This is a genomic window from Smaragdicoccus niigatensis DSM 44881 = NBRC 103563 (assembly GCF_000380645.1).
Classification (GTDB): Bacteria; Actinomycetota; Actinomycetes; order Mycobacteriales; family Mycobacteriaceae; genus Smaragdicoccus; species Smaragdicoccus niigatensis.
The window spans coordinates 249,502-263,232 of the sequence record NZ_AQXZ01000014.1 but is presented as its reverse complement, the minus strand read 5'-3'; the positions used below and the strand labels follow the sequence as shown (position 1 = coordinate 263,232).

At 64.6% G+C, this 13,731-nt stretch carries 12 protein-coding genes; 2 read left to right on the top strand and 10 right to left on the bottom strand.

Annotated features, from left to right (window positions below):
* Positions 1 to 11: 11 nt before the first annotated feature.
* The 4 genes from F600_RS0108275 to speB are packed head-to-tail and all read right to left on the bottom strand — an operon-like array spanning position 12 to position 3,034.
* Complete coding sequence (locus tag F600_RS0108275) at positions 12 to 761, bottom strand: acyl-[acyl-carrier-protein] thioesterase (protein WP_018160137.1); 750 nt, start codon at positions 759 to 761, stop codon at positions 12 to 14.
* Between the two features lie 11 nt (positions 762 to 772).
* Entirely contained in the window at positions 773 to 1,183 is a 411-nt protein-coding gene (locus tag F600_RS0108270; protein ID WP_018160136.1) for a DUF5313 family protein, read from the bottom strand.
* Positions 1,184 to 1,205: 22 nt separating this feature from the next.
* Complete coding sequence (locus F600_RS27465; RefSeq protein ID WP_156024480.1) at positions 1,206 to 2,042, bottom strand: DUF2189 domain-containing protein; 837 nt, start codon at positions 2,040 to 2,042, stop codon at positions 1,206 to 1,208.
* Between the two features lie 14 nt (positions 2,043 to 2,056).
* Positions 2,057 to 3,034, bottom strand: a complete 978-nt coding sequence (gene speB, locus F600_RS0108260) for an agmatinase (protein ID WP_018160134.1) — start codon at positions 3,032 to 3,034, stop codon at positions 2,057 to 2,059.
* Positions 3,035 to 3,094: 60 nt separating this feature from the next.
* On the opposite strand from speB, the gene F600_RS0108255 reads away from it, so the two are divergent.
* Complete coding sequence (locus F600_RS0108255; protein ID WP_018160133.1) at positions 3,095 to 3,883, top strand: carbon-nitrogen hydrolase family protein; 789 nt, start codon at positions 3,095 to 3,097, stop codon at positions 3,881 to 3,883.
* The gene (locus tag F600_RS0108250) at positions 3,880 to 5,565 is read left to right on the top strand and encodes a flavin monoamine oxidase family protein (protein ID WP_026306302.1); all 1,686 of its coding nucleotides are present in this window, start codon (positions 3,880 to 3,882) and stop codon (positions 5,563 to 5,565) included. The genes F600_RS0108255 and F600_RS0108250 overlap by 4 nt, the downstream gene beginning before the upstream one ends.
* Here the strand turns inward: F600_RS0108250 and F600_RS0108245 are convergent.
* The 6 genes from F600_RS0108245 to F600_RS0108220 all read right to left on the bottom strand — a co-directional run bounded on the left by F600_RS0108245 (position 5,562) and on the right by F600_RS0108220 (position 13,684).
* Positions 5,562 to 7,475 carry an acyltransferase family protein gene (locus F600_RS0108245; RefSeq protein WP_156024479.1) on the bottom strand — a complete coding sequence of 638 codons (1,914 nt, stop codon included), beginning with the start codon at positions 7,473 to 7,475 and terminating at the stop codon, positions 5,562 to 5,564. The two genes, F600_RS0108250 and F600_RS0108245, sit on opposite strands and share 4 nt — an antisense overlap.
* Before the next feature lie 126 nt (positions 7,476 to 7,601).
* Positions 7,602 to 8,609: a DUF5685 family protein gene (locus tag F600_RS0108240; protein ID WP_026306301.1), complete on the bottom strand. Its 1,008-nt coding sequence runs from the start codon at positions 8,607 to 8,609 to the stop codon at positions 7,602 to 7,604.
* 150 nt (positions 8,610 to 8,759) lie between these two features.
* On the bottom strand, positions 8,760 to 10,214 hold the full coding sequence (locus F600_RS0108235) for an NAD-dependent succinate-semialdehyde dehydrogenase (RefSeq protein WP_018160129.1): 1,455 nt from the start codon (positions 10,212 to 10,214) through the stop codon (positions 8,760 to 8,762).
* Complete coding sequence (gene gabT, locus F600_RS0108230; protein ID WP_018160128.1) at positions 10,211 to 11,554, bottom strand: 4-aminobutyrate--2-oxoglutarate transaminase; 1,344 nt, start codon at positions 11,552 to 11,554, stop codon at positions 10,211 to 10,213. The genes F600_RS0108235 and gabT overlap by 4 nt, the downstream gene beginning before the upstream one ends.
* Before the next feature lie 49 nt (positions 11,555 to 11,603).
* Complete coding sequence (locus tag F600_RS0108225) at positions 11,604 to 12,779, bottom strand: ABC transporter permease (RefSeq protein ID WP_018160127.1); 1,176 nt, start codon at positions 12,777 to 12,779, stop codon at positions 11,604 to 11,606.
* A complete protein-coding gene (locus tag F600_RS0108220; RefSeq protein ID WP_040630907.1) occupies positions 12,776 to 13,684 on the bottom strand; it encodes an ABC transporter ATP-binding protein in 909 nt (302 codons plus the stop codon). Before F600_RS0108220 ends, F600_RS0108225 begins: the two co-directional genes overlap by 4 nt.
* Positions 13,685 to 13,731: the final 47 nt, after the last annotated feature.

Sequence of the window (13,731 nt, the reverse complement as noted above, 5' to 3'; positions counted from 1 at the left end):
GCTGGGACGCCCTAGGGCAACGCCATAACCGCGGCGCGCGTACGAACTTCGTCGCCTACCGCAAACGCGATCTGGAGGGTGCCGTCGGATTCGAGTTCGGTCCAGATGCGGACGTCCTCACCGGAGGTGATGGGCTTGTTGTACTCGATGACGTACCGGTGCGGAATGCTCGTGATGTCGCTGTGGTTGGCGGTCACCTCGTGGATGCCCTGCCAGTAGGCCGAGTTCGTGACGTGCTTCCACATGTCGATATCGGTGCGGCGCACGTGGAACTTGATGGACGCCTGCTTCGAGACCGGGTTCGAGAGCCACGACTTCCACTTGAGTCGGTGCTCGGAGGTGGTGTCGCCGATGGTGTTGATGAACTCATCCGACATGCGGGCCGGTGCCTGGGTGTTCAGGTTCATGCAGATCCAGAAGGCCTCGGTCTCGACGAGGCCACCGTCGCCGCCATCGAGCCGGATGCGCATCGAGCACCAGCGACTCGACAGGGCGGCACACCAGCGCCGCGCGCGCAGCTGGTCCGGCCACTTGATCGGCTCGATCACGTCGATGACGGTCCGGCGGACGATCCAGTGGGGATGCGATTCATCCATTCCGTTGGCGATCAGATGCTGGAAACCGGCTTCCTGCAGGTAACGGGCGATCCCATCGGGGCGGACTTGGTCGCTTTCATCGAGGTCGCTCGACAGAACCGGCAGCGTCGTTTCGAAGATATGTCCAGATGACGGCACCGGCATCATGGTCGAGGACTTCCACATAGGTGAACTCCCTACGTTGGCGGGTTTGCCTCATCTTCGAGCATCTCGGGGCGATACCTGGCGTAGTAAGCCTGCATGTCGGGCGCTTCTTTTTCGCGGCGTAACTGATCCACGAGGTCGCCGTCCATGCCGTGCTTGTTGAGGCGGTATCGACGATAGACCGGATTCAGGGCAATCGCGAAGTAGACGAAGGGCAGGGCCAACGGCATCGTCATGATGAGTTTCGTCACGATGTCCGTCGGAAGCAGATAAACCGGCGCCAGCACGAGCACCACGGGCGTCGTCACGCGGACCACGAAGCGCGTCGCCGCACCCTTGCTGATGAGGTCGTTGCGAACCCAATCATGCAGGTCAGGAGGCAAAACCGCACCCAAGCAGTACCGCAGGTACTGCCACACGCTCGGTTTCTTGATTCCTGTCACCCGACCATTGTCTCAGGAATACCTACTGCGGTGGAGGCGGCGGGAACGGAGGCTGGCCCCCGGGTGGCTGCTGCGGCGGGTATGGCGGGTACGGAGGTTGGTTCGGATACTGCGGATACGCAGCTTGCGGTCCGACATCGGCAGGCGAAATAGGGCCTTGGGTCAGAGTCCGGAAGGCGAACGAGGACGAGATCATCACCATCGGCATCGTCACCAGCAGACCGAGCCCACATGGGATCGCGCCGACGATGAGGAGTCCGACGTTCGCGAGTGCGAGAAGCAACAGCGGACCGACGTTCTTGCTGGTCAGTTGGTAGCTCGCGCGCACCGCCGAGACCGGATCCAGTTGCTTGTCCAGCGCGAACGGCACCGTGAAGTACGTCAGGAACATCGCGACTGCGAAGGCGACGAAGGCCACGAGCCCGAACAGAAGAAGAACGACGAGACTGCCCGCCGCCACGGCCAGCGCGCTCCCGATCACGAAGATCACCCACGGGATGACACCGCCGAGCACGGTTGCCAGCAGGGAGGCGCCGAGCACGCGGGGCCAGTTGTCGATCTTGAAGAAATCGGCGAACTCCGGTTTGCGGCCGTCGAGTTCGAAGAGGGCTCCGCGGAACGAGGCGACCTGGAAGACCGCCGCAATCGCCATCCCGACCAGCGTGAAGAAGAGGCTGACGACGTACGGCATGCCGGAACTGATGAAGTTGTCGATGATGAGGACGACGCCATAGGCGACGATCAGAAGAATCCACCACAACGGGTTTGCGGCGAACTTTTTCCAGCCGTAGACGATCGCGGCCGAGGTGTCGACGGTGGGCGTTTGCTGCCAGCCCGAGGGCGATGGTGGATAGTTCATGATCATTCCTCCCGTTACTTCTCTACCATCACCGAGAGCAACTCGTACGCCACATGAGCTGCAGCGATACCGGTGATTTCGGCATGGTCGTAAGCCGGTGAAACTTCGACGATGTCGGCGCCGACGATGTTCAGCCCCTGCAGGGCTCGAATGGTGTTGAGCAATTCACGAGACGTGAGTCCGCCGGCTTCCGGCGTTCCGGTTCCGGGGGCGTGCGCGGGGTCGAGAACGTCGATGTCGACCGAGATGTAGACCGGCCCGCCGGCCAGACGCTTCATCATGCGCTCGACGACGCTTTTCAGCCCGTCGACCTGGTAATCGTCCGAGCGAATGACCTGGAATCCGAGGATGCTGTCATCTTCGAGGTCGGCCTTGCTATACAGCGGACCGCGGATGCCCATGTGTTGCGACCGCTCCAGGTCGATGAGCCCCTCTTCGCTCGCCCGCCGGAACGGCGTGCCGTGCGTGTAAGCCGCGCCGAAGTAGGTGTCCCACGTGTCGAGATGGGCGTCGAAGTGCAGGACCGCCACCGGACCGTGGTCCCGTGCGATCGAACGCAGGATCGGAAGTGCGATCGTGTGATCGCCGCCGAGGGTGAGCACCTTCGAGCCGTGTTTGCGCAGCTCGGTGACCTCGGCGTCGATCGTCTCGATCGCCTCGGTGATGTTGAACGGATTGACGGCGATATCACCGGCGTCCGCCGCCTGCTGATCGCCGAACGGGAATACGTCGAGAGTCGAGTTGTACGGCCGCAGGAGTTTCGACGACGCCCGGATGTGGCCGGGACCGAATCGAGCGCCGGGCCGGTAGGTGGTTCCCGAGTCGAACGGCACCCCCAGAACCGTGATGTCCGGGTCGGTGACTTGGTCGAGCCGCGGCAGCCGTGCGAATGTCGTCGGCTCGGCAAAACGCGGCACGCGGATGGCATCCACCGGACCGATGGTCTCGCGACCGTCCGGACGCGCGCCCCTGATGAATCCCTCGTGAGTCATGTCGCGGACGCCTCCACTTGGTGGTTTCCTGATCTCAACACTACTTTCGTGCGAGGCCTCATGCTGACCGTCGCGTTGTACCAAGGACCTGAATCCGCTGGCGTCCCAGCCAACCTCGCCTCGATCGGCGCCGCCGCGGCTCGCGCTGCAGCGGCCGGAGCCCAGATTCTCATCACGCCGGAGATGTCGGCGACGGGCTACAACATCGGCTCGTTGATCGCCCAACTGGCCGAACCCACCGACGGTTCGATCTTTCAGGCGGTGGCCGACGTCGCACGCCGCAACGGGATCGCGGTTGTCTATGGCTTCCCAGAGTCGAACGGTGATCGATTGCCCTACAACAGCATTCAGGTCGTCGACGGGGACGGAAAGTCCGTCACCACCTACCGGAAAACCCACCTCTTCGGGTCCGACCGCACCTACTTCACCCCGGGCGATCGGTGGATCGAGCAGTTCGAACTCGATGGCGTCCGATGCGGACTTCTCATTTGCTACGACGTCGAATTTCCGGAAAACGTTCGGGCACATGCCGACTCGGGGACCGAGCTCCTCATTGTTCCGACTGGACTCATGGATCCATACGGCCACGTCGCCACTCACATGGTGCCGACGCGCGCGTACGAGAGTCAGTTGTTCATCGCGTACGTCAATCGCGTCGGGACCGAGGGTGAACTTACGTATTGCGGCCTGAGCTGCGCGATTGCGCCCGACGGGACCGAACTCGCGCGAGCAGGTCGTGGCGAGGAACTCCTCGTCGTCGACATCGATCCCGGCCAGCTCGCCAAGTCCCGCGCGGAAAACACGCACTTGGACGATCGCCGCCGAGACCTCTACCGGAGCATCCGATGACTCAACCGGTAGCTCCCCACTCTGACGCTCCGGAACCGGGCAAACCGCTCACGATGTTCGGGCCCGATTTCCCCTTCGCCTACGACGACTATGTGCGAAACCCAGTGGGCCTGGGCTCGATCCCGCACGAGGTTCATGGCACTGAAGTCGCGATCGTCGGTGGCGGGGTCGCGGGCATCGTCGCGGCCTACGAACTCATGAAGATGGGTTTCCGACCCGTCGTGTACGAAGCCGACCAGATCGGCGGGCGGATGCGGTCGGCGCCCTTCGAGCAGGCGCCCGGCGCCATCGCCGAACTCGGCGCGATGCGGTTCCCGCCATCGTCTACGACGCTGTGGGAGTACTTCGCCAAGGTCGCGATTGAGACGTTCCCCTTCCCGAATCCGCTGGCCGCGGCGACACCGAGCACGGTCGTCGACCTCAAGGGCGAGACGTACTACGCCCGGACTCTCGACGAGCTGCCCGCCGTGTTTACGCAAGTCGCCGACGCTTGGCGGCAGACCCTCGAAGACAGCGCCGACCTGCATGCCATCCAGACCGCGATCCGCGAACGCGATGTCCCCACGCTGAAATTCCTCTGGGACAAGCTCATTCGCGAACTCGACGATCAGACTTTCTACGGCTTTCTAGCCGCTTCCAAACACTTCCCTACATTCAGCTTGAGAGAGATCTTCGGCAAGGTGGGATTCGGCACCGGCGGCTGGGACACCGACTACCCCAGCTCGATGCTCGAGATCCTGCGCATCGTGCTGACGGAAGCCGACGACAACCATCGCGGGGTCATCGGCGGCTCACAACAACTGCCGCTTCGGCTGTGGAAGCGGACACCCCGACGAATTGCGCACTGGCCGGACGGGACGTCGCTCGAATCGCTGCACGAGGGGGACCCGCGCCCGGCGGTCACCAGCATCCGGCGCACGCATCCGCGGAACTACACGATCGCCGACTCGTCCGGCGAGATCCGCACCTATCCGGCGGTCATCGTCACCGCACAGTCGTGGATGCTGCTCAACAACATCCACTGCGACGACGACCTGTTCCCCGCTGACCTGTGGGCCGCGATCGAGCAGACGCACTACATGGGCTCATCGAAGGTGTTCGTGCTGGTCGACCGCCCGTTTTGGAAGGACAAAGTCGCCGGCGGGCGCGATTCGATGTCCATGACGCTCACCGACCGGATGAGCCGGGGCACCTACCTGCTCGGCCACGGTGATGGCCCGGCCGTCATGTGCCTCTCGTACACCTGGGAGGACGATTCGCGGAAGATCGTGCCACTCGACGCCAACGAACGCATGGAGCTCATGCTCAAATCGCTCCGCGCGATCTATCCGAACGTCGACATTCGCAGCCACATCATCGGGACCCCGAAGACCATCTCATGGGAAACAGAACGGCACTTCATGGGTGCGTTCAAGGCGAATCTGCCGGGCCACTACCGCTACCAGGAACGGCTCTACACACACTTCATGCAACGCGACCTGAGCGCCCGGCATCGCGGGATCTACCTCGCCGGCGACGACATCTCGTGGACCGCGGGGTGGGCCGAAGGCGCCATCACCACCGCACTCAACGCCGTGTGGGGCGTGATGAATCAGTTCGATGGCCAAACATCGCCCGCGAACCCCGGCCCGGGTGATCTCTTCGACGACATCGCTCCGCTACGTCTTTCGGACGATATCTAGCGCGGTTCGTAGAACGTCGTAGAGATCGGATACGTCTTGGTGGCGAAGTACCAGAGGTCGCGCGCACGCTGATCCGACAACATCGAGTTCTCGGCTTGCACGTCGATCGTCACCACCGAATAGTCACTGCGGTAGCGAATCTGCACGCGATTCGGCTGGCCCGGAAACGCCAACGACCGAACGATGGCGGCCTCGCCTACCCCTGCGATCGATCGCGCCTGCCCATAGAACTGCGAGTGCTGCTGCGTCTCATCGATGACCCGCGCAGCCGACCTCTCATCGGTACACCCAAACGCAGAGGCGGTGACGTAGAGACCAGCCGTCGACAGCGTGTAGACCGCGCCCGGACTGTCGACCCGACGACAACTCGCGATGAACCACGCCAACTCACTGTCGATGCGCTGTCGCGGGACCGCTGCCGCGATCGCCATCGGGCCGGAGTCGCGAACCCCGAGATCGACTTTCGGCACGTAGGACAGCAGGGGCTCGACCCCCTGCTCGCGCATCTCCGCATTGACGGTGGTCCAGGCTCGATCCGCGGACGACGGCCACGTCCCGACGACATAGCAACCGACTGCCACCACGGCCAGCGCCGCCGCAACCGCCCCACGTTTCACCCGGGGAGGCCAACTCCCCGTATCGGGCTGCCGGACGAGGAAGGGCCTCTCGACGAACAGCCACGACAGGACGGCAAGTGCCGTCGAGATCGCCAGCGTCACGGCCGCGAGTCCCAGCAACGTCGAGAACGGACCCCACGAATCGAACCACTGACCACGGTTCTCGATATGGATGAGCGGCTCGTGAATCAGGTAGATCCCGAAGCTGACCCACCCGATGAGGCGCAGTGGGAGCCACTCGAATGGGCGGCGCAGGGCCGGGTGACCGAACGCGACGAGGTAGACGCCGGCCGCGATCAGCAGCCCGAACACCGGGCGGTAGTAGACCTGTTCCAAGGGGTCTCGGCTGAGCCAGGCCAGCTCGATAAGTCCCGCGCAGACGGCTGCCAACGCGATTGCCGACGCGGCCAACGACCCGATAAACCGCCCGGACGCGCCGTTGACCTGCACTCTTGCCAGGACGACGCCCAGCCCAAATGTCAGCAGGAACGCGGGCAGGCTGTTCACGAACATCCCGCTGAACCAGAAGTCGAAATCGGAGCTGAATCCGCTGAGCAGCAACGTCGTGGGGTCGCTGTGCTTGATCGCCGCCTCGATGACCGAGTCCATAGACGTTGACCACAGCCAGATCCAGCCCATTGAGACGGCGCCGAAGAGCGTGAGCGACAACCACCACCGGCGGCCGAGGAAGGCCAGAACCAGCACAGGAAGTAGCGCGTACCAGGTCATCTCGATCGTCAACGTCCACCAGGGGAAGCTGTTGAAGTTGAAGTCGGAGTACGCGATCGGAACGTAGCCGTGCAGAAAGAGCAGGTGCGCGCCGATGTTGATCAGCCCGGTCGTGCCGGTGAGCATCTGTTCGGGAGTCTCGTCGAGGAACCCGAAGATGCCGAGCACGAGGAAGAAGCACAGGTAATAGGCGGGCACGATTCGGAGAAGACGGCGCCGCCAGAACTGGCGCAGGCTCGGTCTCGGCGTTCCCTGCTGTCGAGCGACAAACCACGGCCGGGCCAGCAGGAACCCGCTGAGAACGAAGAACAGGTCGACCCCGAGGTACGCCCGCGCGAAGATGAACCCCACGTCGACGCCGAAAAGCCGTAGCTCACCATGCGCGATGGCGACGCCGAGGCAGTGGTAGACCAGCACGGACAGGACCGCAACGGCACGCAATCCGTCCAGGTACGGTTCATTGCCCGACCTCGCGGCCGAAATGCCCAGGAACGCACTCACGCGGTCGGGCGCCGCCTCGACAGGTTCGTCGAGGGGCGTCGGTGGTGCGAGCGTGAGTGTCATGACCTCCCCGTCGGTCCGCGTGATCCTCGCATGGGCGAGCACTCGTACCGCCCGCGACAAACTGTATTCGGCGAATTATCGGCAAATGTAGAGCGTTTGCTAGACGGCCCAATACGACGCTCGATGTCAGCAGTCGCAGCCACAGTCGCAGCAGCAGTCGTCGCAGCAGCAGGCACAATCGCCACAGTCACAATCACATCCGATCGGCGGCTTCCGCTCCCCAGTGCACGGCGCGGTGTGCTCGAAACAGCACGCGTACCCGGTGCAGTACCCACCGACGAGCAATCCGACGCCAGTCAGTAGTCCCGGGCGTTGGACCGGTTCCTGCGCCGACGCGAGGGCTCGGTTGGTCCCATGGACCAGGATCGTCGACACCGGCTCCGGATCCGCCAAGGTCAGGACCGCAGTTGCACTTCGCACTTGGTCACGCGCACGACCGAGAAGGTCATCGACCTCGGCCAACGACGTCCCCGTCGCGTCGATCGGATTGAAGGCACCGCGTTTGCGATCGACCTTGAGATCCGCGACCGCGTCGCTCAGATGGGCGATCCGTCCGATCGCTCGACCAATCGTCCGCAGCGGAACAACATTCTCCGGTCGATCGGCGAGCACCGCAGAGTGCGCGTACAACTCCCCGGCGCAGAACTCGGCGGGCCAGGTGACCTCGTCGAGAGCGATGCCTGCGCATTCCCTTGCCTTCTGCGATGTGATCGCGGTCCACAGCGGTTGAACGTCGAGTCCGATGCGACTTCCGCGCTCGTGCGCTTCGGCGCGCCACTTTCGCGCGGGACGCTTCGACAGTCGCGCACGAAACCGCCCGTCACCGTCGGCCGCCCAGTCCGTCGCCTTGGCCGCCCCGAGCAGCAACGATGCGGTGGCTGCGAGTTCTGCACCAGCCGAGTCCGACGTCACGACGGACGCTGTTTTCATGCCTCGCAGCGGGCACGGACCCGCAGTCCGACGCGATGCGCGCCCGGACTGAGCCTCGGTCAGGAGGCTGAGGACGATCGCGTCGGTGTTTGTGGTGGCCCGTGCCACCTGACCGTGCCCATCGCGCAGGGACAGACACAGACCGCACATGTGCTCGCGCCACGCCTCTTTGCCCGAGGCACACGGCCGGACGACTCCGAACATGCATTCACTGTGGCAGCGGTTTTCCAGCCCGCCGCCGAGACGCGCCGATGGACACCAATCGGGGACACCGACCTGTGACCTATCGTGGTCAGTCGTCGAGAATGCCATCGCTGCAGGTCATCGATGGGACATCACCCTGGGTCAGGAACTCTAAGGCAAGGCGATGTACTTCGTTTCGAGGTACTCCTCGATTCCTTCCGACCCCGCTTCGCGGCCCAGGCCCGACTCCTTGACGCCACCGAACGGTGCCGCGACGTCGGAGATGATGCCGCGGTTGACGCCCACCATTCCGGACTCGACGGCCTCCGCGACACGCAGAGCGCGGCTCAGGTTCTGCGTATAGATGTACGCCGCGAGCCCGTATTCGGTGTCGTTGGCGGCCGCGATTCCGGCTTCCTCACCGTCGAATCCAGCGATCGCCGCAACCGGGCCGAAGACTTCTTCCTTGAGGATTCGGGCATCCACCGACACCCCATCAAGGACGGTCGGCGGGTAGAAGTAGCCCGCGCCCGAAAGTGCCTCACCACCGCAGGTGATGCTGGCTCCCTTGGCGACCGCGTCCGCGACGAGATCCTGCACCGTTCCCCGCTGCTTCTCGGTGATCAACGGCCCGACCTGCGAACCTTCTTCGACTCCATTGCCCACGCGCAGCGCGGCCATGCGGTCCGTGAGCTTGCGGGTGAACTCCGCACGGACCGAGTTGTCGACGTGAATGCGGTTCGCGGCCGTGCACGCCTCACCCGTGTTGCGCATCTTGGCGGCCATTGCGCCGTCGACCGCGGCGTCGAGGTCAGCGTCGTCGAACACGACGAACGGCGCATTGCCACCGAGTTCCATCGAGGAGTTGAGGACGTGCTTCGCGGCCTGGGCCAGCAGCAGCTTTCCCACTCCGGTCGAACCGGTGAAGGTGACCTTCCGCAGGCGTGGATCGTCGAACATCGGGTCGGTCAGCGCCGCGGCGTGCGAGGTCGGGAGGATCGACAGGACGCCGTGCGGCAGTCCGGCCTCCTCGAAGACCGTGCCGAGCATGAGCATCGTGAGCGGAGTCTCCGCGGCGGGCTTGCACACGACGGTGCAGCCGGCGGCGAACGCCGGACCGATCTTGCGGGTGCCCATCGCGAGCGGGAAGTTCCACGGAGTGATCGCGAGCACCGGCCCGACCGGCTGCTTCATCACGAGAATCCGGCCCGTACCGGTCGGCGAAGTCGTGTACCGGCCGTTGATCCGGGGTGCCTCCTCGGCGAACCAGCGAATGAACTCGCCGCCGTAGGTGACCTCACCATTCGACTCCGCGAGCGGCTTGCCCATCTCGAGAGTCATGAGCATGGCGAGGTTGGGGCGGTACTTGCCGTCGATGAGTTCCCAGGCCTTGCGCAGGATCTCGGCGCGCTTGCGGGACGGCGTCGCCGCCCACTCCGCTTGCGCGGCCACTGCTGCATCCAATGCGCGGGCGCCGTCTTCGGGACCGGCGTCGGCCACCTCGACCAGGACTTCGCCGGTCGCGGGATTATGAACCGGGAAGCGCTTGCCGGACGCGGCCGGCGTCTGCACTCCACCGATCCAGAGATCCAGCGGTACTGCCTTGAGGGCTTCTTCCGGAGTCATGCGTGACCTGCCTTGTTTCGCAGAACCGAGCCGAGCACTTCAAGTCCTTCCATCAGCAGATCGTGGCTGATCACCAGGGGTGGCAGCAGCCGGATGATGTTGCCGTAGGTGCCGCACGTCAGAACGACGACGCCCGCGTTGTTCGTCGCGGTCGCCACCTCTTTGGTGAGCACCGCGTCTGGTTCCTTCGTACCCGGTTTCACGATTTCGATCGCGATCATCGCGCCGCGACCACGAATGTCGCCGATGACGCCGGTGTCGGCCTGCAGCTTCTCGAGATAGGACCGGGACAGCTTCTCCAGGTGCCGCGCACGCGCGGGCAGGTCGGCCGCGGCCATGTAGTCGATCGCCGCAATCGCGGCCGCGCAGGCGACCGGGTTTCCGCCGTACGTGCCGCCGAGCCCACCGGGGTGGACCGCGTCGAGAAGGTCCGCACGCCCGGTGACAGCCGCGAGCGGCATTCCACCGGCGATGCCTTTGGCCATCGTGATGAGGTCCGGAACGATGCCTTCGTCGTCCGATGCGAACCACGAACCCGTTCGGGCGAACCCGGTCTGCACCTCGTCGGCGATGAACACGATGCCGTTCTGTTTGGCCCAGTCCACTATCGTCGGGAGGAACCCGGGCGCGGGAACGATGAATCCACCTTCACCCTGGATCGGCTCGATGATGAGCGCCGCGACCGACGAAGCGCCGATCTGCTTCTCGATGCGGTCGATCGCGTCCGCGGCGGCTTCCTTGCCATCGAGGCCGTCGCGGTACGGGTAGGAGGCCGGCATCCGGTAGATCTCCGGCGCGAAGGGGCCGAAGTTCGTCTTGTAGGGCATCGCTTTCGCGGTGAGCGCCATCGTGAGGTTCGTGCGGCCGTGATAGGCGTGGTCGAACGCGACGACGGCCTGGCGCCCGGTTGCCAGGCGGGCCACCTTGACCGCGTTCTCGACCGCCTCCGCACCCGAGTTGAACAGCACCGTTCGCTTCTCGTGGTCGCCCGGTGTGAGTCGGTTGAGCCGCTCAGCGACCTCGATGTACCCCTCGTACGGGGTGACCATGAAGCAGGTGTGGATCAGTCGCGCGGCCTGATCGGCCACCGCCGCCGCGACCTCCGGATTCGACGCTCCGACACCGGTGACGGCAATACCCGAGCCGAGGTCGATGAGCGAGTTCCCGTCCACATCGACGATCACGCCGCCGTCCGCGTCCACGGCATAAACGGGAGCGGACGAACCCACCCCCGCTGCCACGGCCTTGCCGCGTCGAGCAGCGAGTTCGAGCGATTTCGGGCCGGGAAGCGGGGTGACGAGTCTGCGCTCTTGCGCCAGTCGGTACACGATGGCGGTCATCTACAGCCTCCGGGTCGTCCACGGTCGGAACCGACTCTGAGCTTGCCACCTAGCCGACGGGCGCGAGTGCCTTCCGCCAGGACAACTTTCCGCCGGTCTGCATCAGCGAGTGGCGGTAGGCTCGTTCGCCGACGTAGATGACTCCGGCCGCGAACAATCCGGTGATTCCGAGCGACAGCACCGGCTCCCACCAGGCGACGTCGCCGGCGAGCAGGCGGGCCGGCATCGCAATGACCGAGGCGATCGGCACGTACGAAACGATCACCAGGGCATTGCCGGACAACCCGAAGCTCGCGAGGTACACCGCCATCAGCGCATACGTCATCGGCGCCGTGGTCGTCTGAATGTCCTCATTGCGTGAAGCCAGCGCGCCGGCCACGGCATACAGGCACGCCAGCGCCAGGAATCCGATCGCGAAGAACGCGATGAACCAGGCCACGGCCCAACTCAGACCGGGCAGCAGCCCCGACAGATCCGTGAAGGACAGGGCGACCAGGCCGGTGGCGCTATAGAGCACGACCTGCGCCAACGCGAGCACTGCGTTTCCGACAACCTTGCCGCTGAGGAGGTGTCGCAGCGGGATCGCCGTCGCGATGATCTCCACGAGACGCGATTGCTTCTCCTCGACGACGCTCTGCGCGATCTGAATGCCGAACATCATCGCCGCCATGAAGAACAAGATGGCGAACGCGAAGGTGATCAGCTTGATCGCACCCGAGTTGTCCTGCTTGCCGTCGAGTCGGTCGACCTTGAGGTCGGCACCCTTCATGAGGTCTTGAACCGACGTCCCCGCAGCGGCAGCGTTGGCGTCCAGGACACTCATCCGCACCGACTGTTCGACGGCCGTCTTCACCGTCAGGTCGACTTGGTCGTCCGAGCTCAGGGTCCATCCGCTCGGCCCGTTGTACAGCCAGGCATCGGCCTTGCCGTCGTCGACGGCCGCCTTCGCGGCCACGTCGCTGCTGACCCGGTCAACCTCGATCGTCACCGTGTCGTCGGCGGTATGCGCAATCTTGCTGGCGCTAGTCACGAGGGCCTCGGCGGATTGATCGGACACGACGATCGTGTGGGTCGATTCCTTGCTGCTCTGCCACACGCCGAACGCCGCGCCACCCGCAATGAGCAGCATCGTGATGAGCGTGGACACGACGAAGGCTCGGTTCGTCAGGCGGACATGGATCTCGCGGGTGGCGACGATGATCCAGGGCTGTGGCTGGCGGTTCATGCCGTCACCTCTCGGTAGATCTGCGCGAGGCTCGGGCGCTCGGGCGAGAACTGTTGGATGGCACCGCGATCGAGGGCCTTGGACAAGAGGTCCCGTTCGGCGCCCGCATCGATGATTTCGAGGAGGACCGACGGTCCCGCGAGGTCGACGACGTGGATTCCGCGCTGGTCACGAACCCAGCCGGCGTCACCATCGAGGACCAGCCGGTGCCGGAGGACCGAACGCGACTGCAGTTCGTCGGGAGTTCCCGACGCGACCACATGGCCGCGCGCGAGCACGACCAATCGCTCACACAATCGCTCGACAAGATCGAGTTGGTGCGACGAAAAAAGCACCGGAACGCCCTGCGACGTGTGTTCGCGCAGGAGGTCGACCATGCTGTCGACGGCTGCCGGGTCGAGACCGCTGAACGGCTCGTCGAGAACGAGTGCCTGCGGCTGTCCCATGAGTGCCGCGATGATCTGCACCCGCTGCTGGTTTCCGAGCGACAGCTTCTCGACGTGGTCCTTCGCACGCTCGGCCAGACCGAGGCGCTCGAGGTGGTCGAGAACCGATTTCCGGGCCGCCGACGTGCTCATTCCACGGAGTCGGGCCAGGTAGATGAGCTGATCGAGAACCGGCTGCTTCGGGTAGAGCCCGCGCTCCTCCGGCATGTAGCCGAAGGTGCGGCGATCGAGTCCGGTGATCGGATGACCCTGCCAGTGCACTTCACCGCTCGTCGGCGCGAGAACGCCCATGGCCATGCGCATCGTCGTTGTCTTGCCGGCCCCGTTGCCACCGACGAACCCGGTCAGCAGACCGCTCGAGACGGTGAAGCTGACGTCATCGACGGCCCGGACCTCACCGAACGTTCGCGTCAGATGCCGCAATTCGAGGTCGCCGCCGCGCTCTTTGCTGTGCTTCATGATCTCCACCGTATGGGCGTCGCGGCGCACGCGGATCCGACGCGCGG

Bases quoted from the DNA above. Each gene is read 5' to 3' on its own strand.
- F600_RS0108255 (WP_018160133.1), top strand. From the start codon at position 3,095: ATGCTGACCGTCGCGTTGTACCAAGGACCTGAATCCGCTGGCGTCCCA.
- F600_RS0108275 (WP_018160137.1), bottom strand. From the start codon at position 761: ATGTGGAAGTCCTCGACCATGATGCCGGTGCCGTCATCTGGACATATC.
- F600_RS0108235 (WP_018160129.1), bottom strand. From the start codon at position 10,214: ATGACTCCGGAAGAAGCCCTCAAGGCAGTACCGCTGGATCTCTGGATC.
- F600_RS0108225 (WP_018160127.1), bottom strand. From the start codon at position 12,779: ATGAACCGCCAGCCACAGCCCTGGATCATCGTCGCCACCCGCGAGATC.
- F600_RS0108240 (WP_026306301.1), bottom strand. From the start codon at position 8,609: ATGTTCGGAGTCGTCCGGCCGTGTGCCTCGGGCAAAGAGGCGTGGCGC.
- F600_RS0108250 (WP_026306302.1), top strand. From the start codon at position 3,880: ATGACTCAACCGGTAGCTCCCCACTCTGACGCTCCGGAACCGGGCAAA.
- F600_RS27465 (WP_156024480.1), bottom strand. From the start codon at position 2,042: ATGAACTATCCACCATCGCCCTCGGGCTGGCAGCAAACGCCCACCGTC.
- speB (WP_018160134.1), bottom strand. From the start codon at position 3,034: ATGACTCACGAGGGATTCATCAGGGGCGCGCGTCCGGACGGTCGCGAG.
- F600_RS0108220 (WP_040630907.1), bottom strand. From the start codon at position 13,684: ATGAAGCACAGCAAAGAGCGCGGCGGCGACCTCGAATTGCGGCATCTG.
- F600_RS0108245 (WP_156024479.1), bottom strand. From the start codon at position 7,475: ATGACACTCACGCTCGCACCACCGACGCCCCTCGACGAACCTGTCGAG.
- gabT (WP_018160128.1), bottom strand. From the start codon at position 11,554: ATGACCGCCATCGTGTACCGACTGGCGCAAGAGCGCAGACTCGTCACC.